This window comes from Streptomyces sp. NPDC041191 (assembly GCF_055591945.1).
The window spans coordinates 52652-76152 of the sequence record NZ_JBVIZC010000018.1; the positions used below are offsets into that span (position 1 = coordinate 52652).

Genomic DNA, 23501 nt, shown 5'->3' on the forward strand with positions numbered 1-23501 from the left:
CTTCGCACGCGGCACGCGGCCCCGCCGCCGCGTGCGAAGGCGTCCCGCCCGCCGGGCGGCGGGACGGTCCCGGCCGTCACAGGCGCACGGCCACCGCCGCCCGGTGGCCGTCCGGGACGAGCACGTCGGCGAGGAACCATCCCGCCGGGGCGGCGGGGACCGGTCCGGCACCCACGTAGTCGGCCGACGGGTCGGCGCCGAGTCCGGTCCCGAGCCCCTTGAGGTACGCCTCCTTCCTCGTCCACACCCGGGTGAACGCGCCGGGACGGCGGGCCGGGGCGAGGACGGCGAGCTCCGCCGACTCCGCCGGGTGGAGCACCTCCTCGGCCTCCTCGGCCGTGTGCGGCGGCGGCACCCGCTCGATGTCCACCCCGACCGGGGTGGAGGCGAGGGCGATCAGGCTCAGCCCCTCGCAGTGCGAGAGCGAGAAGTGCAGGCGCCCGCCGGGCAGTACGGGACGGCCGTGCGGCTCGCCGCAGCAGGGGCAGGGCGCGCGGGCCACCGACACGGCCCGGGGCGCGATCCCCAGGCGGGCGCCGAGCAGGCGGCGCAGCCCCGCGTGCGCGCACAGGTAGGTGGCCCGGTCGGCGGGCCGGCGGAACTCCTCGGCACGGGCCAGCTCCGTCCCGTCCAGGACGAGGGAGCCGTACCGGCCGACGGCCTCCTGGTGGACCTCGGTGGCCACCAGCCACAGCTCCGGACGCGCCGGCCGGAGCCCGGACGGTTGGGGGAGCACCCCGGTGAGGGGCGGCAGCGCGGCCGGGGTCAGCGGACCCGCCGGAGGAGGGGCGGGCGGGGGAAGGGCGGGCGGGGACGGAAGAACCGGTCGGGTCATGTCTGCCTCACACGGAAGTGGCGGTGATCTCCGGCGTGGTACGGGCACGGGCTCCGGCGCGCGGAGCGGCCGGGTCCGTACCGCCGCCGCGCAGGGCGACGGCCGCGGCGATCGGGGACAGGAGGGCGAGGCCCGCGCAGAGCAGCCAGGTCCCGGTCACCCCGAGGTGCAGCGAGACGGGGGTGAAGAGGGCCAGGGAGAGGGGTGCCGCGCCGATGCCGGAGAGCGTGAAGGTGGACATCGCGGCGCCCATCCGGCCTTCGGGGACGGCCTGTTGGTAGGCGGTGACGAGGGCGGGGGCGTTGAGTCCGGACAGGAGGCCGACGGCGCCGGCCGTGGCGGCGAGCACGGGGGCGGTGGGGACGAGCGCCATGGCCGCCATGCCGGCCGCGAGGCCGGTTCCGGTCACCACCAGTTTGGCGTGGGCCGGGATGCGGTGGGCGAGGAGCGCGCCGAGAGCGGCGGAGGCGAGCGCGCCGGCCCCGAAGGCGACCAGGACCATGGCCACGGCGCCGACGCCCCAGCCCCGGTCGGTGGCGCGCAGGGGCAGCGCGACCTCGGCGGGCCACAGGAACGCCAGGTCCATGCAGAAGCAGGCGGCGAACATCCACCGCAGGCGCGGGTGGGCGGCCAGGAGGCGGAACCCGTCGCCGCTCCGGGAGAGCAGGGAGGGCCCCTGCGGGAGACGTTCGGGGCGGGTCATGCCGCGGGTCACGTGGGCGGCGCACCCCAGCCAGACGGCACAGCCGACGGCGGAGGCCGCGACGGCTCCGGGGATGCCCCCGGCGACGACGAGCCATGCGCCGAGCGGCGATCCCGCGATGGGCGCCAGGCGCAGCACCATCGAGAAGAGGGAGTTGGCGCGGCCGAGCTCCTCGGGGGAGGCGAGGCGGGGCAGCAGGACCCCGGAGGCCGGGCCCGTGAGGCCGAGCAGGACGCCGTCGGCGAGGGCGAGGGCGACCAGCGGCCACAGGCTTTCGGTGGTGGCGGTGACGAACGCCCCGGCCGCGAGGACGGCGACGCGGACCCCGGTCGCGCGGAGCAGGACCGCGCGGGGGCCGAGCACGTCCGTGAGGGCGCCGCCGAAGAGGAGCAGCAGGGCGCGCGGGAGGGTGGCGGCGAGGGTGACCGCCGTGACGGCACCGCGGCCGCCGAGCTGGACCGCGGTCCAGCTCATGGCGATCAGGAGGGCGAAGCCGCCCGCCTGGACGGCGGCCTGTCCGACGACGAGGCTGCTGACGCGCGGCCAGTCGACGGGGGGCTGGGGGCCGGGAGGTGCGGGGGTCGTCGTTCCCATGGGGTCGGCTTTCTGTCGTTGGGGGCGCGTCGGGGTCGCGGAAGCGGGCGGGCGTACGGGGCGGCCAAAGGGGCTCGGGGACGGGCGCGGTCGGAGGACGGGGCGGGACCGCCCGGGACCGGTGACGGTCCGGGTCCGGAGCGGCCCGGGAACCCGGGCGGCCGGGACGGACCCGGGTCAGGGCGGTCCGCAAGCCGTTCGGGGCGGGGCGGTACGGGGAGCGGCGGGCGGCCGGACGACGACGTGGACGCCCGCGGTGTCCCCGCGCAGGCCCGCGGCGACGGCGAGGGCCACGGCGCGGTCGGCGGCCCGGCGGACCGCGCGCCGCCGGCGCGGGCCCCGGGCGGCGGAGCGCGGGGCGCGGAGTTCGACCCGGCCGCCGAGGTGGCCCCGGCCCGCCTCCGCGAGGGCGCGCTGCGCGGTCCGCCGGGCCGCGGCGGCGAGACCGTCCGGGCCGCCGGGCCCCTCGCCGGGGACGGTCACGGCGATGCCGGGGAGTTCCCGTACGGAGAAGCGGGCGTGGACCGTGCGGCCGCCGCCGCGCGGCCGCCGCACGGTCACGGCGTCGCCCCGGCGCGGTCGGGGCCGGCTGGCTCGGACGGGCCGGTGGTGTGCCCGGGGCGGGAGCCGTACGGGTGCCCCTCGGGCCACCACAGGTCCTCCGGACCGAGCGCGGTGACGGCGTACTTGCCCAGCGCGCTCACCAGCAGGCGCAGTTCGAGGGCGATGCTCTCGACGAGGCGTTCCAGGCCGTGCTCGGGGTCCTCGTCGACGGCGAGCAGGGCGGCCCGGCCGAGACCGGCGGCGGTGGCGCCGAGGGCGAGGGCGCGCAGGACGCGCCCGCCCTCCCACATCCCCCCGCCGGCGAGGAGGCACCCGGCCGGGGGCCCGACGCGGCGCAGGCATTCGCCGAGGGGCAGGCCGACCTGGTCGAGGAAGACGCCCGGGGCCCAGCCGGTGCCTCCCTCGGCCCCGTCGACGGTGACGGCGTCCGCCCCGGCGTCCCAGGCGGTGCGGGCGGCGTGGGCGATGTCACGGCCGGGGTGGAACTTCACCCAGGTACGGGCCTTGGGGAAGTTGTTGCGCATGAAGCGGAGCTGCTGGCGGAGGATCTCGTCGGTGAAGGTGCCGGGGGTGGCGCAGCGGAGCCGGTGTTCCCCGTCGGGGCCGAAGACCTCGCGGACGGTGAAGCGGTGGGCGAGCCGTTCGGCCTCGGCGCGGCCGACGACGGTCATGCCGCCGAGCCCGGGTTTGGCGCCCTGGCCGGTCTTCAGTTCGAAGGCGAGGCGGCCGGTGTCCAGGAGGGGGCGGAGGGCGGGGTCGCTGTAGAGGAGGTTCCAGACCTCGGAGTCGGCGTCCTCGGTGGACTGCTGGACGACGATGCCGCCGGTTCCGTCGGGCGCGGCGTCGAGGTACGCCTCGATGCGGGTGAGCAGGGCGGAGCGGGTGGCGTCGCCGGCCCGGCGGTAGCCGTGGACGGGGACCATGTTCTCCCCGATGACCATGGGGATGCCGAGGCGGGCGGCCTGCCGGCTCGCGTGGACGGCGAGGTCGCCGCTGCCGGCGCGGGTGGAGCCGAAGGCGGAGAGGTAGAGGGGCAGCCGGGCGGCGAAGCCCCCGGTGCGCGTGGTGAGGTCGACGTCGGTGAACTCCGGTTCACGGGCGAGGTCGATGAGCTTCTCCAGGCGCTCGGGCATGAAGACGGGCGGGACGATGCGCGCCCGGTCGAGGGCGTCGCCGGGGCCGTGGCCGGACCCGTGGCCGATGCCCGTGCCGTCTGCCGTACCGCCCGGTCCGAAGAGCCGCGTGCCGTACGCGGCGGGGTCGGGGAAGACCTCCGCGGTGCCGCGCCGGGCCCGGGCGCGTACGGACGCCTCGGGGAATCCGGGGGCGCCGAGGGCGGTCACGGGGTCACCGCCCCGGGGAGCTTCGGGTAGGCGCTGACCTGCCAGAGGGCGTCGAGCCCGGTGAGGAAGCGGACCAGGCGCTGGAGCCCCATGCCGAAGCCGGCGCTGGCCGGGATGCCCTCGCGGGCCTCCTTGAGGTACCAGGCGTACTTGGCGGGATTCTCGCCGCTCTCCCGCATGCGGGTGACGAGGGTGGCGTAGTCGGACTCGCGTTCGCTGCCGGAGACCAGCTCGCCGTAGCCGTGCGGGGCGATCAGGTCGAAGTTGCGCAGGACGCCGGGGCGTTCGGGGTCCTCGCGGTCGTAGAAGCCCCGGGAGCCCTTGGGGTAGTCGTCGACGAAGAAGGGGCGGTCGCTCTCCAGGGAGAGGAGCCGTTCGCCGGTCCAGTCGATCTCGCCGTCGGGGTTCTGCGGGTGGCCGGAGGCGAGGAGGCGGGACACGGCCTCCTCGTGGGTGCGGACGTCGTACTTGCCCGCGCGGACGTCGGCGAAGTCCTCCTCCCGCCGGCCGAGGCCGGTGAGGAGTTCGGGGACGGCCGTCCAGACGTGCTCGGTGACGCGGGTGAGCAGGCCGGCGGCGATCTCCTGGACGTCCTCGCGGCTCGCGCCGGCGACCTCCACGTCGATCTGGTGGAACTCGACGAGGTGGCGGCCGGTGGTGGCGGTCTCCTCGGGCTCCACGCGGACGTTGGGGGCGATGTAGAAGAGCTTCGGGAAGCCGTGCAGGGACGCCTGCTTGTAGAGGATGGCGCTGGTCATCAGCTTGTAGGGGTGTCCGTAGTAGTCGACGTCCAGCGCCTTGGCACCCCGGCCGCCGGGGTCGGTGACGGGGCCGACGAGCGGCGGCAGGAGTTCGGTGAAGCCCTCGCCGTACAGGAAGTCGCGGGCGGCTCTGAGGACTTCCTGCTGGACGAGCATGGCGGACCTCAGCCGCGGTGAGCGGAGGTGTTCGCCGAGCGGGGGCGGGGTGGCCGGCGCGGCCGGCGTGCCGGCGGGAAGGGGCTGGTCCATGGCGGGGCTCCTGTTCGTGGTGGGTGGGGACGGACGGGACGGGCGTTCGGGCGGAGGGCGGGCGGGCCCGCCGGGGAGGGGTCGGGTCCGCCGGAGAACGGACGGGCCCGCCGGGGAGGGGTCGTGGCGGGAAGGCGGGCGGCGGGCGGTCAGACGGTGAGCGGGGCGGTCCTCGGGCGGCCCCGGTCGCCGTCCCCTCCCCCGTCGTCCCCCGGCCGCCGCACTCCGTCGTGGCGGTCGGAGACGTGGCGGAGGGAGGCGAGCAGGCCGTCCGCCGTGAGGGGGACGGCGTCGGCGGCCGGGTCGGCGGGGATCGGCATGGCGCCGGTACGGGCCCACCGGAGCCGGCCCGCCGGGTCGATGAAGCCGCGCGAGCGGCCGGGGTTGTCGGGGTGGAGGCAGAACGGGACGTCGAGGAGCCCCCGGGCGAAGGCCGCCGGCAGGGCGCGGGACAGGTCGGGGTGGAGACCGAGGACGGCCTCGACCAGGGTGCGCGCCTCCTCGTACACCTCGCCGCACGCCTCCCCGTCCGCGTCCGCCGCGGGGTCGGGCGCGGGGGGTCCGGCGAGCGCGGCGGCCGCGGCGGCGGTCTCCAGGGCGCGGACGTTCTCCCCGACGGTGGGGATGCGGTGCGCCTCGGCGGCGGTCTTGACGATCAGCCGTCCCGCCCCGGAGCGCACGGCGAGGCGGGCGGACGCCTCCAGGAGGCGGGTGGCGCCGCGTTCGGTGCGGGGGAAGACGCCCATGTACGTGTAGAGGACGACGTGGTGCTCGACGCCGGCGGGCAGGAACTCGGCGGCGAGGCGGCGCAGGGCCCGTACGGCCTCCTCGTCCTGGCCGGGGTCGGTCTGCTGGGCGTAGCTCAGGGAGACGCTGCGCAGCCCGTGCTGGGCGAAGAACAGGCACTCCAGGACGCTGGTCGCGACCAGGAGGCCCGGCGGGCAGAGCTGGCCGAGCAGGCAGCCGCCGAAGCTCTCCAGGTGGGGGGTGGTGCCGGGGAGGGCCGTGGTGGCGAGCAGTTCGCAGGCGCGGGCCCACTCCTCGACGGACTCCCGCAGGGGGGTGCGGCCGTAGGGCAGGCAGTACGAGACGGGGCCGCCCTCCGTGGCGGTCAGGCCGGCCGCGGCGAGGGCCCGGACGATGGCCCCGGGCCGGGCGGAGCCGTGCCGGACCTGGACCGGGAAGTCCTCGTCGTGGAGCCCTTCGAGGAGGGCGCGGGTGGTGGCGGGTCCGTGGGTGGCGATCGGGTAGCCGTTGAGGGGGGCTCCCTCGGCCACGGCGGCGCGGGCGGCGGCGAGGTCGCCGACGCGGGTGTAGCTGTCGACGGTCAGGGTGCCCGCGGTGTGGGCGGTGGCGGCCCGCGTCCGTTCGAGTCCGTCCCGCATGCGGCCCGGGTCGCCGAAGCCCATGCGGGGCTGGACGACGAGCCGGCCGGCGGCGGCGGAGTTCGCGACGAACGTCCCGAAGGAGGGGGCGGGGGCGGTCAAACCCGCACCTCCCCGCGGGAACCGGCGGTCTTCCGGTGCGGCCCGGCGACCCCTCGGTGCGGTCCGGCGACCTCCCGGTGCGGTCCGGCGACCTCCCGGTGCGGTCCGGCGAGGAAGCCGCGCAGGGCGTCCAGGTCCTCGCCGAGGACGGCGTCGCAGCCCGCCGCGAGCAGACGCGCGACGTCCGCCTCCTGGCGGTGGCCGGCGACGCCGAGCTTCCCCCCGAGCACCACGGGCAGGGCGGCGAGGGCGGGTTCGGCGCGCAGCCGGCGGACGGCGGCGAGGCCGTCGCGGTAGCCGTGGCCGTTGACGCTGCTGAGCACCACCGCGTCGGGGGCGTGCCGCAGACAGGCGGCGGCGATGAGGTCGGCGTCCGCGCAGGGACCGAGCCCGACGACCTCGTACCCCAGCTCCTCCAGGAAGAGCCCGAGGTACACGAGATTCCACGTATGGGAATCCGACGCGGTTCCGCTCAAGAGAATCTTCATGACTGAAGAATAGAGTTCGGCACGTCTCCGGAGGGGAAGTGGGAGCGGCAGCAAGGACCGGCACTTTCCTTTCCGCATTTCCGCTCCGGAACCCCTCCCCCGCAAAAGGAAAAGGCGCCGCGCCCCGCGTGGGACGCGGGGCGCGGCGCCTTTCCGGGTGTCCCGGCGGGGCGTCAGGCGTACTGGGCGACGAGGCTGCGCGGCCGGATGTCGGTCCAGTGGGTCGTGATGTACTCCAGGGCGCCGGCCCGGTCGGCGGGGCCGTGGACGCTGGTCCAGCCCTCGGGGACGTCCGCGAAGTCCGGCCACAGGGAGTGCTGGCCCTCGTCGTTCACGACGACGCGGAAGGTTCCCTCGGCGTTGTCGAACGGGTTGGTGGAATCGCTCATGACTGGCTCCTCGTTTCCTTCTTCTGCAGGGCGGAGAGTTTCTCCGAGAGAATTCTTCCGATGTGTGCGAGTGGCTTCGGTTCGGCCATTTCGAGATGGCCGCATTCGATGGTGTGGTTGTCGACGATCCCCTGGGTGAAGGGAATCCAGGTGGCGGCGAGGGCACCTTCCGGTTCCCCCGGCCTGCGGGCGGTGAAGAACAGCACGTCGGTGTCGGCGACACCGGGAACGTGCCGGGCCATGAGTCCGGCGTGGGTCTCGGAGGCGCGCAGCACCGCCCGCAGCTCCTCGTCCGAGAAGCCGGCGAGGACGGGGTCCTCGCGGCGGATCCGTGCCATCGCCCCGGCGGGGTCCTCGACGGGTGCCGCCGTCCGCTCCTCCGGCGGCAGCACGGAGACGCTGCCGGGTCCGGTCCGGTGGACGTCCATCAGGGCGAGGAGTTCGACATGTTCGCCGGCCTCGTGGAGGCGTACCGCCATGGTGTGGGCGACGAGGCCGCCGTAGGACCAGCCGAGCAGCCGGTAGGGGCCCCGGGGCCGGACGCGGCGGATCGTCTCCAGGTAGTCGTCGGCCATCTCCTCGACGCTGCGCGGCCGGTGGCCGGGATCGCCCAGGGCGCGGGCCTGGAGCGCGTACAGCGGCTGGTCGTCGCCGAGGTGGTGGGCGAGGCCCGCGTAGGCCCAGCCGACGCCGGTGCCGGGGTGGACGCAGAACAGCGGGGGGCGGGTGCCCCGGGTGCTGAGCGGCAGCAGGACGCCCAGGGCGGCGGCCGTGCCGTCACCGCCGTCCCCGGTCCCGTCCGGGCCGAGGAGGCCTGCGGGGGTGGGCAGGCGGAAGAGGTCGCGGACGGTGCGCTCGACGCCCAGGACGCCGCGCATGCGGTTGACCAGGCGGACGCCCAGCAGGGAATGGCCGCCCAGGGAGAAGAAGTTGTCGTCGATGCCGACCTCGGGCACGTCGAGGATCTCGGCGAACAGGGCGCACAGCACCTCCTCGCGGGCGTTGCGGGGCCGCCGTCCTCCCCCGGCCGGGGCGGACCCGCGGGGGGCGGGCAGCGCGGCGCGGTCGGGTTTGCCGTTGACGGTCAGCGGCAGGGCGTCGAGGACGACGACCGCGGAGGGCACGAGGTGTTCGGGGAGCGTCGCGCGGGCCGCGGCGAGGAGTTCGGCCCCGGTGACGGAGCACCCGGCGCGGGGGACGGCGTAGCCGACGAGGGTCTTCTCGCCGGGCCGGTCCTCGCGGACCACGGCGAGGGCCTGGCCGACGGCGGGGTGTTCGGCCAGTGCCCGCTCGACCTCGCCGGGTTCGATCCGCACGCCGCGCAGTTTGATCTGGCCGTCCGCGCGGCCGAGGAAGCGGAGTTCGCCGCCGGGGGTCCACAGGACGCGGTCGCCGGTGCGGTACATGCGGCTGCCGTCGTTCTCGAAGGGGTCCGGGACGAAGCGTTCGGCGGTCGTGCCGGGGCGGCCGACGTAGCCGCGGGCCACGTGCGCGCCGGCGATGTACAGCTCGCCGGGGACGCCGGGCGGCACGGGCCGCAGGGCGTCGTCGAGGACGTGGCCCCGGGTGTTGTCCATGGGCCGCCCGAGGTGGACGCCGGAATCCCGCGGGATGCTCTGCCCGGCGGTGAACCACTGGTTGTGGGAGGCGAAGGTGGTCTCGGTGGGCCCGTAGGAGTGGACGAGGACGGTGTCGGGGCAGTGGGTGAGGACCCGCTGGACGGCGGCCGGGGAGACGACGTCCCCGCCGGTCCACACCTCGCGCAGCGAGCGGAGCGTGTCCAGGCCCTCGTCGGCCATGACGTGGAACAGGCCGGCGGTGAAGTAGGCGTCGGTGACGCCGTGCCGGTGGACGGCGCGGGCGGTCTCGGCGAGGTCGGTGCCGTCGCCGGGGGTGATCACGAGGCTGCCGCCGCCGAGCAGGGGGACCCAGGTCTCGAAGACGGAGGCGTCGAAGCCGGTCGCGGAGTGCACCAGCATCCGCCGGGTCCCGCCCCTGGCGAGGTCGCGGTCGGCGGCGAGTTCGAGGACGTTGCGGTGGGTGACGCCGACGCCCTTGGGCCGGCCGGTCGAACCGGAGGTGAACATCACGTACATCAGGTCGTCCCCGGTGGCACGGGCGTCCTCGTGGTCGTCCTCCCCCGGTGCCGTGCCGGGCGCGTCGACGGCGAGGACGGCGGTGGAGAAGCCCTCCGGGAGCGCGGCGCCGTGCGCCGTGTCGGTCGCCACGAGGCGGGCCCCGGCGTCCTCGGTCATCAGCCGGATCCTGGCCTCGGGGAGGCGGGGGTCCAGCGGCAGGTGGGCGGCGCCGCACTTGAGGATGGCGAGCGCCGTCACCACCAGGGGCACGCCCCGGCCGAGGAGGACGCCCACGGTGTCGCCGCGGCGCGCTCCGGCCGCCCGGAGGCGGGCGGCGAGCGCGTCGGCGCGGGCGTCGAGCTCGCCGTACGTGACGGTCTCGTCGTCGGTGATCAGCGCGGGGGCCCCGGGGGTGCGGGCGGCCCGGCGGGCGATCCGCTCGTGCACGGTGTCCGGGCCCGCGGGCGGCACGGTGGCGGTGTCGTTGTGCGCGACGGTGAGCAGGAACCGGTCGGCGTCGGTGAGGAGGCCGATGTCCCCGATCCGTACGCCGGGGTCGGTCGCGGCGGCGCGCAGGGTCCGGTCGAGGTGGGCGGCGAGCAGGGCGGCGGTGGGGGCGTCGAACAGGTCCGTGGCGTACTCCAGGCCGCCGGTCAGGCCGCCGGGGCCGCCGTCCGCGTCCCGCCGCTCGGTCAGGGCGAAGGTCAGGTCGAACTTGGTGGAGACGGTGTCGAGGAGGGCGGGTCCGCCGTCCCGGAAGAGGCTTCGCGCGGTGGCCGTGCTGGGTGCGTCGCGGGTGTAGTCGTGGTGGAGCTGGACGACGGTCTGGGCCAGCGGGTGGTGGGCGGTGGTGCGGACGGGGTTGAGGTGTTCGACCACGCGGTCGAAGGGGAGTTCCTGGTGGGCGTAGGCGGTGAGGTCGGCCCGCCGGACCCGTTCGAGGAGTTCGGCGAAGGTGGGGTCGCCGGAGGTGTCGGTGCGCAGCACCAGGGTGTTGACGAAGAAGCCGACCAGATCGCCGAGGGCTTCGTCGTCGCGTCCCGCGGTCATGGTGGCGAGCGGCAGGTCGGTGCCGGCGCCGTGCCGGGTGAGGACGGCGGCCAGGGCGGCCTGGAGGACCATGAGGAGGGTGGTGCCGCTGTTCCGGGCGAGGGCTTCCAGGGCCCGGTGGGTGGCGGGATCGAGGGTGACGGGGGCGTGTCCGCCGCGGTGGGCGGCCTCGGCGGGGCGGGGCCGGGCGCAGGGCAGGTCGAGCACGGGCGGCGCGCCGGCCAGGGTCTTCTCCCAGAACTCCAGGTGGGCGCGGGCGGCCGGTCCGTCGGTCAGGCCCCGTTGCCAGAGGGTGTAGTCGGCGTACTGGAGGGGCAGCGGTTCCCAGTCGGGGGCGCGGCCCGCGGCGCGGGCGAGGCAGGCGGTGGCGAGGTCGGCGAGCAGCGGTCCGGTGGACCAGCCGTCGGCGGCGATGTGGTGGACGAGGACGACGAGGACCTGTCCGCCGTCGCCGGGCCGTTCCCGTTCGTCGTCGGGCAGGAGGAGCGTGGCCCGCAGCGGGGTGTCCTCGGCGAGGTCGAAGACGTGCGCGGCGGCCTCGGCGACGGCCTCCGGGAGCCGCGCGGCGGGGACGGTGCGTACGTCGAGCGGGGGGCGGACCCCGGTCAGGATCTCCTGGTGGGGTTCGCCGTCGACGGCCCGGTAGCGGGTGCGGAGCACTTCGTGGCGGTCGGAGACGTCGGTGAGCGCGCGGGCGAGGACGTCCGGGTCGAGGGGGGCGGACGGCCGCAGGACGAGGGGGATGTTGTAGGAGGCGCCGGGTCCTTCGAGGGTGTCGACGAACCACAGCCGGCGCTGGGCGTACGAGAGGGGGAGGCGGGCGGGCCGGTCCGGGCGCGCGACGGGCCGGGGCCGGGCGGTCCCGGTGGCGCCGGCGGAACCGGCGCCACCGGCCTCCTGGGCGGCGATGCGGCGGGCGAGCGCGTCGGGGGTGGGGGCGAGGAGGAGGTCGCGGACCTGGACGTCGGCGCCGAGGCGGGCACGGACGCGGTTGGCGAGGCGCACGCCGCTCATGGAGTGGCCGCCGATGGTGAAGAACCCCTCGTGCGGGCCCACGTGGTCCAGGCCGAGGACTTCGGCGAAGAGGGCGCGGAGGGTGTCGACGTGGGCCGGGGGCGGTTCCTCGGCGGTGTGCGCGGCGGACCGGGCCTCCTCCCGCGCGGCCTCGGCGGCGCGGGCCCTCCGTCCGTCGAGGGCGAGCCGGTCGGCGGGGGCGACGAGCGCGGTGTCCGGGACGGGGTCGCCGGGGCGGTCGGCGGCGGTGCGCAGGGCGCGTTCGAGGGCGGTGAGGAGGAGCCGGGCGGTGGACTCGTCGAGGACGTCCGTGGCGTACTCCAGGGCGAGCCGGATTCCGGCGGGGGCGCCGTCGGCGTCGCGGAGCTCCTCGCAGGCGGCGGTGAGGTCGAACTTGGTGGTGGCCGGGCCGTCCGCGGCGAACCGGCCCTCGGCCGTGCCGAACCGGAAGGTCCCGTCGCCGGTCCCGCCGGTCCGCAGGGTGAGCATCACCTGGAACAGGGGGTGGAGGCCGGGGGTGCGGGGCGGGTTGAGGTGTTCGACGAGGAGGTCGAAGGGGAGCACCTGGTGGTCGAAGGCGGCGAGGTCGGTGTCGCGGACCCGTCGCAGGAGGTCGGTGAAGGCGGGGTCTCCGGAGGTGTCGGTGGGCAGGACGAGCGTGTTGACGAAGAAGCCGACCAGGTCGTCGAGGGCTTCGTCGTCGCGTCCGGCGACGGGGGTGCCGAGGGCGACGCGGTCGCCGGAGCCGGACGCCCGCAGGGCGAGGGCGAGGGCGCCCTGGAGGACCATCAGGAGGCTGGCGCCGTGTTCCTCGGCGAGGCGGACGAGCCGCGCGTGGACGGCGGGTTCGAGGACGGTGGCCACCTGGGCGCCGCCGTGGTCGCGGACGGCGGGCCGGGGCCGGTCGAGCGGCAGGCCGGTGGCGTCGGGGAGGCCGTCGAGGGCGGCCCGCCAGTGGGTCAGGCCCCGGGCCACGAGGGAGTCGGGGTCGTCGTCCGCGCCGAGGACGTCGTTCTGCCAGAGGGTGTAGTCGGCGTACTGGACGGGCAGCGGCTCCCAGTCGGGCGCGGCGCCCCCGGCGCGGGCGGCGTGGGCGCGGGCCAGGTCGGTCATGAGGGGGGTGAGGGACCAGCCGTCGCCGGCGACGTGGTGGAGCAGGACGGCGAGGGTGGCGCCGGGTCCCTCGTCGGGGAGGAAGAGGGCGACGCGCAGGGGGAGTTCGCGGGAGAGGTCGAAGGTCTCTGCGGTGAAGGCGGCGACCCGGGCGGGGAGGTCGGCGGCGGGGCACTCGACGGTGCGGAGCCGGACGGCGGTGGGGGCGAGGACGTGCTGGTACGGCTCGTCCTCGGGCGCGGGGAACACGGTGCGCAGCACCTCGTGCCGTTCGGCGAGGTCGGTGACGGCGGCGGCCAGGGCGGTGCGGTCGGGCGCCGCGTCCAGATGGAGGACGATCGGCATGTTGTAGGCGGCGGACGGGCCGTCGAACTGGTTGACCAGCCAGAGCCGTCGCTGCGCGTGGGAGAGCGGCACCCGGTCCCCGGCCGGCGGGAGCTCCTCGTGGACGACGGGCAGGCGCGGGTCGGTGGTGCGCAGCCTCTTGCGGTCGATCTTGCCGGAGCTGGTGCGGGGCAGGGCGACGACGACGCTGACGGCGGGCACGGCCGCGGGCGGCATCCGGTCCCGCACCCAGGCGCGCAGCTCCTCCGCGCCGGTGCCTCCCCCGGTGACGACGAAGGCGACCAGCCGCTTGACCCCGTCGTCGTCCTGCTGGGCGACGACGGCGGCCTCCCGGACGGCGGGGTGGCCGGCGAGGACGGAGTCGACGGCGGCGGGGTCGATGCGCTGGCCACCGATCTTCACCTCGTCGTCGAGGCGTCCGTGGTAGAGGATCTGCCGGTCCTCGCCGAGGGTGACGAGGTCGCCGGTGCGGTAGGCGCGCTCGCCGTCCAGGGTGGTGAAGCGGCGGGCGTTCAGTTCGGGGCGGTGCAGGTAGCCGCGGGTCAGGCCGCCGCCCAGGAGCCAGAGTTCGCCGTCGACGACGGCGGCGCGGACGCCGGGCAGGGGGCGGCCGATGGGGACCGGTCCGGTCTCGTGCCGGGTGAGGTCGGCGACGGTGGCCACGACGGTGGTCTCGGTCGGGCCGTAGCCGTTGAGCAGCCGGATCCGGTCGCCGACGAGTCCGCGCCACTGGGCGATCCGCTCGGGCAGGACGGCCTCGCCGTAGACGATCACGGTGCGCAGGTGGTCCGGGAGGCGGACGGAGCCGGTGGTCAGGACGTGGACGAGCTCGTGCCAGTAGGCGGCGGGCAGGTCGAGGAGGGTGATGCCGTACCGCTCGCAGCCGGCGAGGAGTTCGCCGACGTCGAGCATGTCGTCGGTGCGCAGGACGAGGGTGCCGCCCGCGCCGAGGGTGGCGAAGACCTCCTGGACGCTGGCGTCGAAGTGCAGCGGGCTGAACTGGAGGACCCGGGAGGTGGGGCCGATGCCGTAGGCGGGGGTCGCGCCGGCGACGAAGTGGGCGAGGGAGCCGTGGGCGACGACGACGCCGTTCGGGGTGCCGGTGGACCCGGAGGTGTAGATGACGTAGGCGGCGCCCGCTTCCGTGCCGGGTCCGCCGAGGACGAGTTCGCCGTGCCGGGCGACCTCGGCCGGGGCGGGCGCCAGGTCGCCGCAGGCGTCCTTGAGGATGGCCTCGTTGCGGGCGTCGGGGGCCTGGACGTCGAGCGGCAGGTAGGCGGCGCCGGTGGTGAGGACGGCGAGGAGGCCGACGACGGCGTCGACGCCCCGGGGCCGGTGGAGCGCGACGAGGCGGCCGGGCCCCGCTCCCCGGGCGGCGAGCTCCCGGGCCCTCGCGTCCACGGCCGCGGCGAGCTGCGCGTACGTCAGCAGGGTGTCGGCGTGGACCAGGGCGGGGGCACCGGGGCGGGTGCGCGCCTGATGGGCGATCAGGTCGAGTACGGGCGGGGCGGGGACGGGAGAGGGTCCGCCGTCGAGCAGGTCGTCCGTTCCGCTGGGGGGCATTCTGGGTTCCTCCGGTAAGGGGCCGAGAGACCGGGGCGAACGGTTCCTCTCGCCTCCGTGTCCTTCACGCTAGGCGCGGCGCCCCCGCTTCCGGGGCAGTCGGCCCGGCAGCTCCGGGCGGCAGAAGGGCCGTCCGGAGCTGCCGGTGCGGGGCCGTCAGAGGGCCCGGCGCGCGCCCGCCCTGGTGCGGCGGCGCAGTGCCGGGGCCGCGGGCGGGCGGGTCGCCGGTCCGCCGGGGGCGGGCGGAGCGGCCGGCGCGGCCCTGCCGGGGGCGGCCCCGGCTCCGGTTCCGCCGGGTGCGTCGGCTCCGGCGGCCGGTCCGGCTCCGGCGGCGTCGGCCAGGCGCCGGGCGAGGGAGGCCGCGGTGGGGTTGCGGAACACGTCCCGCAGGGTGAGGTCCCGGCCGAACTCGGCACGAATCCGGTTGAGCAGCCTGACCGCGAGGAGGGAGTGGCCTCCGGACTTAAAGAAGTTGTCGTTCCGGCCCAGGGGCCGGCCGCCGAGGACGGCCCGGAAGAGGGCGAGCAGTTCCTCCTCCCCGCCGTCCGGGGCCGCCGTCTCCCGGGTCTCCTCCTCGGGGAGGAGGGCGGGGTGTTCGCCGGGGGCGGGCAGCCGGTCCACGACGACGACGCGGGTGGGGACCAGGTACTCGGGCAGCCGTTCGGCGGCCCGGTCGCGCAGCTCCTCCCCGCCGGGACCCCCGGGCGCGCGGGTGACGTACGCGTACAGCCGGTCGTCCCGGACGGCGACGGACGCGCCGGTCACGCCGGGCCGGCCGGTGAGGACGTCCTCGACGCGGCCGGGCTCCACCGGGTAGCCGCCCGCGGTGAGGGTGGCGACGGGCCGCAGGGTGCCGTCGGCGGTGGGGAAGGCCCGCCGGCCGGTGGGCCGCGCACCGCCGCCGGGGGCCGGCCCGTACACCTCGCCGGGCACCCGTACGGGTACGGGGCGTCCCCGCTCGTCCCGTACGGTCTCCGGGCCCGCGGGGGCCTCCGGGCCGTACCGCAGTCCGGACAGCGGGAGTCCGGGGTCGGCGGCGAACGCGTCGAGGGTCTCGGCGAGGCGCCGGGCCAGGAGGCGGGCGGTGTCCTCGTCGTAGAGGGCGGTGGCGTATTCGAGGACGCCGCGCAGGCCGGCCGGGGCGCCGTCGGCGCCGGTGAGTTCGGTGAGCGCGAAGGTGAGGTCCGACTTGGCGCCGGTGGTCCGGAACGCGACCGGTTCGCCGTCCAGGACGTTCGGGGCGCCGGGAGCCGCCCCGGTGTGCGCGGCGTGGACCTGGAGCATCACCTGGACGAGCGGGGCGTGGGCGGCGGAGCGGTGCGGGCTGAGGTGTTCGACGAGCCGGTCGAAGGGCAGGTCCTGGTTGCCGTAGGCGGTGAGTCCCGCCTCGCGGACGCGCCGCGTCAGGTCGGTGAGGGCGGGGTCGCCGGAGGTGTCGGTGCGCAGGACCAGCGTGTTGACGAAGAAGCCGACGAGGGGGTGCAGGGCGTCGTCCGCGCGGCCGGCGACGGTGGTGCCGATCGCGATGTCGGTGCCCGCGCCGTGCCGGGTGAGGAGGGCGGCGAGGGCGGCCTGCACGACCATGAAGAGGGTGGCGCCGTCGCTCCGGGCGCGGCGCAGCAGGGCGCGGTGGGTGGCGGCGCCCACGTCGAAGGCGGTGAGGGCGCCGGCTCCGTCGCTCTCCGCCGGGCGCGGCCGGTCGGTGGGCAGGGCGAGCAGCGGCGGCAGTCCGTCGAGGGCGGTCCGCCAGTGGGCCAGCTGCGCTTCCGCGAGGCTGCGGCCGCCCGGCCGGGCCTCCCCGGCGTCCCCGGTGCGGTCGCCGTGTCCGCCCCGTTCACCCCGTTCACCCCGTTCACCCTGGTCGCCGTGCTCGCCGTGCTCGCCGTCGAGGAGGTCGTGCTGCCAGAGGGTGTAGTCGGTGTACTGGACGGGGAGCGGCTCCCAGTCCGGGGCGCGTCCCTCGGCACGGGCGCGGTAGGCGGTGTCGAGGTCGGCCAGGAGGCACGGGGTGGACCAGCCGTCGCCCGCGATGTGGTGCAGGAGCAGCACCACCACCTGGCCGCCGTCGCCGTCGGTCACGAGGCGGGCCCGGAAGGGGATCTCCGCGGCCAGGTCGAAGACGTGTCCGGCGGCCTCGTCCACGGCCGCCCGCAGCGCGTCCGGGCCGTCGGCCCGGACCTGTTCGAGGACGGGCGCGACGCCGTCGAGGACCTGCTGGTGGGGCTCGCCGCCGGTGGACCGGTAGACGGTGCGCAGCACCTCGTGCCGGGTGGTGACGTCCGCGAGGGCCTCGGCGAACACGGCCGGGTCGAGGGGGCGGTGGAGCCGGACCGCGAGGGGGATGTTGTAGGTGGCGCCCGGTCCTTCGAGCCGGTTCAGGAACCACAGCCGGCGCTGGGCGAAGGAGAGCGGTATCCGTTCGGGCCGCGCCTCCTCCGGTACGGGCCGCAGGGCCGGGCGGGCGGGTCCGGTGCCCCGTTCGCCGAGGCGCCGCAGGAGCCGGCGCGGGGTCGGGGCGAGGAAGACGTCACGGAGGGCGGCCTGGAGGCCGAGGGCGCCGCGCACGCGGTTGGTGAGCCTGCCCGCGAGGAGGGAGTGCCCGCCGAGCTTGAAGAAGTTCTCCTCCGGTGACACCTCCTCCCGCCCCAGGACCTCCGCGAACAGGCCGCGGAGGATCTCCTCGCGGGGGTCGGCGGCGACACGCGCCCGTCCGTCCTCGCGCGGCTCCTTCCCGCCGTCCGCCCGGCACCGTTCGGCCGCCGACAGGGCCTCGTGGCGCCGGTCCAGGCCCCGCCGTTCCCCGTCGGTGAGCAGACGGGCGGCGTCCAGGCGCGTGTCGGCGGGCCCTTCGGCGAGCGCCGTCAGCGCCCGCCGGAACAGGCCGAGGAGGAGGAGCGCGGTCTCCTCGTCGTACAGGTCGGTCGCGTACTGCAGTCCGAGCCGCAGACCGTCCGGTTCGCCGTCCGGGCCGAACCGCTCCTGGCAGTCGAAGCCGAGGTCGAACTTGGCGGCGGCGAGGTCGGCGCCGTCGAGGACGGCCGGTATGCCGCCCAGGCGGTACGGGGCGTCCTGCGCGGTCCGCGCGCTGACCACGACCTGGAAGAAGGGGTGCCGGCCGAGGGACCGCTCGGGGTTCAGGTCCTCCACCAGGAGGTCGAACGGCAGGTCCTCGTGCGCGAACGCCGCCAGGTCCGTCTCCCGCACCCGGTCCACCAGTTCGGCCGGTGTGGGACGGTCCGACAGGTCGGTCCGCAGGGCCAGCGTGTTCACGAAGAAGCCCACCAGGTCGTGCAGCGCCTCCTCGGGCCGCCCCGCCACCGGCGTCCCCACCACCACGTCCGGTCCCGCACCCGCCGCCCGCAGCGCGAGGGCGAGCGCGGCCCGCACCACCATGAAGAACGTCGCCCGCCGGGCACGGGCGAGTCCGGTCAGCGCCCGGTGGGTTCCGGCGTCCAGGTCCAGAAAGACCGTCGCGCCCCGCCGCCGTCCGGGGTCGGACGGCCTCGGACGGTCGGCGGGCAGCCGTGTCTCCGCCGGAATGCCGTCGAGCGCCCCGCGCCAGAAGGCGAGCTGTTCGTGCGCGGTGCTGTCCGGGTCCCCGGGGTCCCCGAGCATGTCCCGCTGCCAGAGGGCGTAGTCGGCGTACTGGACGGGCAGCGACTCCCAGTCCGGGGCGCGTCCCCCGGCGCGGGCACGGTAGGCGAGGTCCAGGTCCGTGAGCAGGCAGCCCACCGACCAGCCGTCCGTGGCGATGTGGTGGACCAGCAGCACCAGGACCGCCGTCCCGTCCTCCACCTCGAACAGCCTGGTCCGGAGCGGCGGTTCGGTGGTCACGTCGATCGGTGTCCGGGCGAAGGCCGTCGCCCGCGCCTCCACGTCCCCGGCGGCCGTGCCCCGTTCGACCTCGAACCGGAGTTCGGGCGCGTCGAGGATCCGCTGGTACGGTTCTCCGTCCCGCACCGGGTACACCGTCCGCAGCACCTCGTGCCGCTCCGTCACGTCCCGCACCGCCGCCTCCAGCGTCCCCGGGTCGGGCATCGCTTCCAGGCGGAGCACCACGGGCGCGTTGTACGCCGACGACGGGCCTTCCAGCCGGCTCAGGAACCACAGCCGGCGCTGGGCGTAGGACAGGGGGATCACGGTTGCTGCTCCTCGGGGTGGGGTGCGGGCGGGGGCCGGGGACGGGGACCGCGGGGGCGCGGGTGACGGTCAGGCGTCCTTCGCCGCCGTCAGCTCCTCGATGTGGGCGGCGAGGTCGCGCAGTCGCGGGTGGGCGTAGACGGCCTTGACGGGCAGGGCCACGGAGAGTTCGGCCCGCACCCGGGAGACCAGCTTGATGGCGAGCAGGGAGTGGCCGCCGAGCTTGAAGAAGTTGTCGTCGGGGCCGATCGACGCGGCGCCCAGGACCTGCGTCCACACGCGGGCGATCAGCTCCTCCGCCGGGCCGCTCGGCCCTTCGGCGGCACCGGTCCCGGCGGACCGGGGCGCGGGACCGGCCGGGGCCGCGACGCGGGTGGGGAGCACGGTCCGGTCGAGCTTGCCGCTGGGCGTCGTGGCGAACCGGTCCACCGCGACGTACGCGGACGGGACCATGTACGGCGGCAGCACGGCGGCGAGCGCGGTGCGGAGCGCGGTGGCGTCGCCGCCCCGGTGGTAGGCGATCAGGCCGGGGGTGCCGCCCGCGTCCTCGCCGAGGACCACGGCGGCCTCGGCGACGCCGTCCACCCGGGTGAGGGCGGCCTCGATCTCGGGGAGTTCGACGCGGTGCCCGCGCAGTTTGACCTGGCCGTCGGCGCGGCCGAGGTAGACGAGCCGGCCGCCAGGGAGGAGACGGCAGCGGTCGCCGGTGCGGTACATGCGTCCACCGGGGGCTCCGGACGGGTCGGCGACGAAGCGTTCCGCCGTCAGGCCCGGGCGGTGCCGGTAGCCCCGGGCCACGCGCGGGCCGGCCAGGTACAGCTCGCCGGTCTCCCCCTCCCCCACCGGGGCGAGGTTCCCGTCGAGGAGCCGCGCCCGGAGTCCGGGCAGGACGGTGCCGATGTGCGGCTCGTCCGGGCGGTCGATCCGGGCGAGGGTGGCGTCGACGGTGCACTCGGTGGGCCCGTACAGGTTGAGGGCGCGCAGGAGGCCGGAGGCGTGGGCGGCGGCCAGGCGGTCCCAGAGCGCCGGGCCGATCGCCTCGCCGCCGACCAGGAGGGTCAGCGGTCGCGGACCGCCGCCGGGGGTGAGCAGGTCGAGCAGCGGGTCCGCGTGCGACGGGGTGATGTCCAGGTCGGTGAGGGCCTGTTCGTCGACGAAGGCCGCGAGGAGCGCCGGGTCGCGGCGGGTCTCCTCGTCGATCACGACGAGGGTGTCGCCCCGGCAGAGCCGCACCCACTGCTGTACGGACGCGTCGAACGACGGGGAGGCGTTCCAGCCGACCCGGCGGCCCTCGCCGGTGGCGGCTCCCGCCTCTTCCAGCTCCCGCAGCAGCAGGGACGCGGCACCGCGGCCGATCTCCACGCCCTTGGGGCGTCCGGTGGAGCCGGAGGTGTAGATGACGTAGGCGAGGGTGCCGGCCGTGACCGGGACGGGCTCGTACGGGACGGGGGCGCCGTCGCGGGCGTCCGTCAGTTCGGCGATGGTCACGGCGCGGGTGCCGGGGGCCGGGGACCCGGCCGTGCCGTCCGTCACCACCAGGTCGGCGCGGGAGTCCTCCACGAGGTAGCGGCGGCGCTCGGCGGGCAGGGCGGGGTCGACCGGCAGGTAGGCGGCGCCGGCGGTGAGGGTGCCGATGATCGCGGCGACGAGGCCGGCGCCGCGCGGCAGGCAGAGCGCCACGACGCTCTCCGGGCCGGCGCCGAGGGCGGCGAGCCGGGCCGCGACGGTGGCGGCCTCGGCCCGCAGCTCGTCGAAGGTGAGGGTGCGGTCGCCCGCGACGACGGCGGTACGGCCGCCGGGGGCGGCGGCGAGCCGGGCGAGCAGGTCGGCCGCGCCGGTGCCGGCGGCGGCGCGGGCGTCCGCGGCGTGCTCCTGCGGGAGGGGGGCGGGGCGCTCGGGGAGGACGGCGGTCACGGCGGGGTTCACCTTCCGTACGGGGCGGTGGAGGGGGCGGAGGTCGGGGAGCAGGCGGACAGCGGCACCGGCTCGCCCATGGCGACGAGGATCTTGCGGTCCCCGGTGTACGACTCCCGGCCGTGGGCGCAGAGGATGTTGTCGACCAGCATCAGGTCGCCGGCCCGCCAGCTCTCCCGCACGGTGACCGCCCGGTAGGCGTCGTTGACGGCGTCCACCTCGGCGTCGGTGAGGGTGGTGCCGTCGCCCAGGAGGGTCTGGAAGGGCAGGCCGTCCTCGCCGAACGTGTCGGTGAGGACCTCGCGGACGTCCTCGTCCAGGCTGCGGGCGTTCCAGAACGCGAAGTGGTTGAACCAGACGCGCTCGCCGGTCACCGGGTGGGTGATGATCGCGGAGCGGCGCTGGCGGGTGCGCAGGGTGTCCTCGTCCAGCCATTCGTAGCCGATGGCGTGGGCGTCGCAGTACTCCTCGGCACCCGCCGGCTCGTCCGAGGAGAACGCCTTGCGCCAGGGCATGCCCGCCAGGTCGGAGTAGTTGCGCACGAGCAGCCAGCCGGCTTCGGCGAACCGGTCCACGAGGTCGCGCGGGAGCAGGGCGAGGGCCTGCCGCATGTCGCCGATCGTGGTCGCCCCGCCGGTCTCGGAGGCGGTGACGCAGCCGAAGAGCAGCACGCCGGGGAAGTCGAGGGTGTAGCTGTTCTCGTTGTGCAGGCGGATCGGCTGGGCGGCGGGCAGGTCGGTGGAGGAGAAGACGCCCTCGCCGAAGTCGGTGCGCGGGGTGGCCTTCTCCTTGTACCCGGCGCGCTCGGCGATCAGCGCGTCCCGTGCCTCGGCGAAGGTCGCCGCGTCCGTCACGGGCAGTCCGCGCAGCATGAGGGCGCCGGAGCGGTGCAGTTCGGCCTGGATGTCGGGGCGCCGGGCGGACAGCCACGCGGTGGCCTCCGCCATGGTGCCGAAGGCGGGCGTGTGGAGGACGGCCGGTTTGCCGGGCTCCCGTACGACGGTGACGCCGGCGGCGGCCGGGCTCGGGACGAAGGTGGTCATGGCGGGTTCCTCGCCTTCCGTGGGAGGGGTTCGTGGGTGGCGGCGGGCCGGACGGGCGCCGCGTGCGGTCGTGCCGTACGGGCGGGTCAGGCGGCCGTGGCCGCGGAGGCGCTCAGGGCCGCGAGGACCGGGTTCAGCCGGGCGAAGAAGCCGGGCAGGTCCTGCTGGAAGTAGAAGTGGTCGCCGGGCAGGACCTCGGGCTCCACGGGGTGCCCGGCCACGAGGGACCAGCCGGCGAGCATGTCGACCGGGACGATCGGGTCGGCGTCGCCGCCGAACACCGCGACCGGGCAGTCGAGCCGTACGTCGGGGGCGGTGCACCGGTAGACGTCGTCGACGGCGAAGTCGGCGCGGATGGACGGCAGGACGATCTCGCGGAGCTCCGGGTCGTCGAGGATGCCGTCGTCGGTGCCGCCGCGCTCCTTGATGGCGGCGACGAGCTGGTCGTCGTCCAGCCGTTCGGGGCGCACCGGGCACTGGTTGGGCAGGACGGGCGCCCGGCAGGCGGAGGCGACGAGGCCCTGCGGGGTGCGGCCGCCGGCCTGGAGGGCCCGGACCACCTCGAAGGCGACCAGGCTGCCCATGCTGTGCCCGAGGACCACCAGGGGGCCGGTGTCCCGGGGGAGGGCGTCGACCACGGGGAGCGCCAGGTCGTCGACGGACCCGGGCAGGTCCTCGCTGTAGCGGGCGCCCCGCCCCGGGTACTGGCCGATCAGCAGCCTGACGTCGGCCGGCAGGTGCTCGCGCCACGCGCTGTACGCGTGGGCGTTGCCTCCGGCGTGCGGCAGCACGAGGAGCGAGAGGCGGTGCGGGGCGTCTCCGGGGAGGTCCCAGACGATGTCCTCGGGGGCGGTGTCCGGGGAGGGGTTCATGAGCTGATCCGTTCTGTCTCGGTGCGGCGGCGGAGGGCGGGTCGGGCCTTCCTCGCCGGGGCGGTGGTGGTCCCGCGCGCTTCTTCGAGGGCTTCGATGTGCGCGGCGAGGCGGGCGGGGGTGGGGTGCTGGAAGACGTCGCGGACGGTGAGCCGCACGTCGAGGGCGCCGGCGATGTGGTTGGTGAGGCGGGCGCCCAGGAGGGAGTGGCCGCCGTGGTGGAAGAAGTCGTCGTCGACGGTGAGGCCGGTGGTCGTGTCGAGGACGCGGGCGAAGAGGGTGAGCAGGGTCTCTTCGAGGGGGGTGCGCGGGGCGCGGCCGGCGGTGGTGACGGTGGCCGGGGCGGGCAGGGCCCGCTTGTCGATCTTGCCGTTGGGGGTGAGCGGCAGCCGCTCCAGGAAGGTGAGGTAGGTGGGGACGAGGTGTTCGGGGAGCCGGTCGGCGACGTGCCGTCTGATCTCGTCGGGCCGGGCGTCGGGGCGGATTCCGTCGTCGGTGACGACGTAGGCGGCGAGGTGCTGTTCGTGGACGGTGACGGCGGCCTGGGTGACGCGGGGGTGGGTCAGGAGCGCGGCCTCGGTCTCCCCCGGCTCGATCCGGAAGCCCCGGATCTTGATCTGGTCGTCCGCCCGGCCCTCGTAGACGAGACGGCCCTCACGGTCGAAACGGGCCAGGTCACCGGTCCGGTAGAGACGACTGCCCGCCGGCCCGAACGGATTCGGCACGAACCGGGCCGCCGTCAACTCGGGTCGGCCGAGATAACCGTGGGCCAGGCCCTCGCCCGCGAGGTAGAGCTCACCGGTCACACCCGGCGGGCACAGGTTCAGATGCGCGTCGAGGACGTAACCGCCCTTGTTGACGAGCGGGGTCCCGATCGGAACGAGGGCGGGCGGCCCGTCGGCCGCTTCGACGGGGTGGGTGGTGGTGAAGCCCATCGACTCCGCCGGCCCGTACCC

General features: G+C 76.2%; 14 protein-coding genes. All 14 read right to left on the bottom strand.

Annotated elements, in window-relative coordinates; translation table 11 throughout:
- Positions 1 to 76: 76 nt before the first annotated feature.
- Entirely contained in the window at positions 77 to 835 is a 759-nt protein-coding gene (locus ACZ6AQ_RS27925; protein WP_468763434.1) for a 4'-phosphopantetheinyl transferase family protein, read from the bottom strand.
- Positions 836 to 842: 7 nt separating this feature from the next.
- Positions 843 to 2132 (bottom strand): MFS transporter, encoded by a 1290-nt coding sequence (locus ACZ6AQ_RS27930; RefSeq protein WP_468763436.1) that lies wholly within the window; start codon positions 2130 to 2132, stop codon positions 843 to 845.
- Positions 2133 to 2309: 177 nt separating this feature from the next.
- Positions 2310 to 2693, bottom strand: a complete 384-nt coding sequence (locus ACZ6AQ_RS27935) for a hypothetical protein (RefSeq protein WP_468763437.1) — start codon at positions 2691 to 2693, stop codon at positions 2310 to 2312.
- A complete protein-coding gene (locus ACZ6AQ_RS27940; protein ID WP_468763439.1) occupies positions 2690 to 4039 on the bottom strand; it encodes a glutamate synthase-related protein in 1350 nt (449 codons plus the stop codon). The genes ACZ6AQ_RS27935 and ACZ6AQ_RS27940 overlap by 4 nt, the downstream gene beginning before the upstream one ends.
- Positions 4036 to 5049, bottom strand: a complete 1014-nt coding sequence (locus ACZ6AQ_RS27945; RefSeq protein ID WP_468763440.1) for an asparagine synthetase A — start codon at positions 5047 to 5049, stop codon at positions 4036 to 4038. The genes ACZ6AQ_RS27940 and ACZ6AQ_RS27945 overlap by 4 nt, the downstream gene beginning before the upstream one ends.
- A gap of 149 nt (positions 5050 to 5198) precedes the next feature.
- Positions 5199 to 6536, bottom strand: a complete 1338-nt coding sequence (locus ACZ6AQ_RS27950) for a methylaspartate mutase (protein ID WP_468763442.1) — start codon at positions 6534 to 6536, stop codon at positions 5199 to 5201.
- Positions 6533 to 7024 (bottom strand): cobalamin B12-binding domain-containing protein, encoded by a 492-nt coding sequence (locus tag ACZ6AQ_RS27955; RefSeq protein ID WP_468763443.1) that lies wholly within the window; start codon positions 7022 to 7024, stop codon positions 6533 to 6535. The genes ACZ6AQ_RS27950 and ACZ6AQ_RS27955 overlap by 4 nt, the downstream gene beginning before the upstream one ends.
- A 173-nt stretch (positions 7025 to 7197) precedes the next feature.
- Positions 7198 to 7413: an MbtH family protein gene (locus ACZ6AQ_RS27960; protein ID WP_468763445.1), complete on the bottom strand. Its 216-nt coding sequence runs from the start codon at positions 7411 to 7413 to the stop codon at positions 7198 to 7200.
- Positions 7410 to 14576 carry an amino acid adenylation domain-containing protein gene (locus ACZ6AQ_RS27965; RefSeq protein ID WP_468763446.1) on the bottom strand — a complete coding sequence of 2389 codons (7167 nt, stop codon included), beginning with the start codon at positions 14574 to 14576 and terminating at the stop codon, positions 7410 to 7412. The genes ACZ6AQ_RS27960 and ACZ6AQ_RS27965 overlap by 4 nt, the downstream gene beginning before the upstream one ends.
- A 156-nt stretch (positions 14577 to 14732) precedes the next feature.
- Positions 14733 to 18716 (bottom strand): condensation domain-containing protein, encoded by a 3984-nt coding sequence (locus tag ACZ6AQ_RS27970; RefSeq protein ID WP_468763447.1) that lies wholly within the window; start codon positions 18714 to 18716, stop codon positions 14733 to 14735.
- A gap of 69 nt (positions 18717 to 18785) precedes the next feature.
- Entirely contained in the window at positions 18786 to 20630 is a 1845-nt protein-coding gene (locus tag ACZ6AQ_RS27975) for a non-ribosomal peptide synthetase (protein WP_468763448.1), read from the bottom strand.
- 8 nt (positions 20631 to 20638) lie between these two features.
- On the bottom strand, positions 20639 to 21673 hold the full coding sequence (locus tag ACZ6AQ_RS27980) for a TauD/TfdA family dioxygenase (RefSeq protein WP_468763450.1): 1035 nt from the start codon (positions 21671 to 21673) through the stop codon (positions 20639 to 20641).
- 86 nt (positions 21674 to 21759) lie between these two features.
- Positions 21760 to 22545, bottom strand: a complete 786-nt coding sequence (locus ACZ6AQ_RS27985; protein ID WP_468763451.1) for a thioesterase II family protein — start codon at positions 22543 to 22545, stop codon at positions 21760 to 21762.
- Positions 22542 to 23501: non-ribosomal peptide synthetase (locus ACZ6AQ_RS27990; protein WP_468763453.1), on the bottom strand; the 960-nt coding region annotated here is incomplete at its 5' end. The genes ACZ6AQ_RS27990 and ACZ6AQ_RS27985, both read right to left, overlap by 4 nt.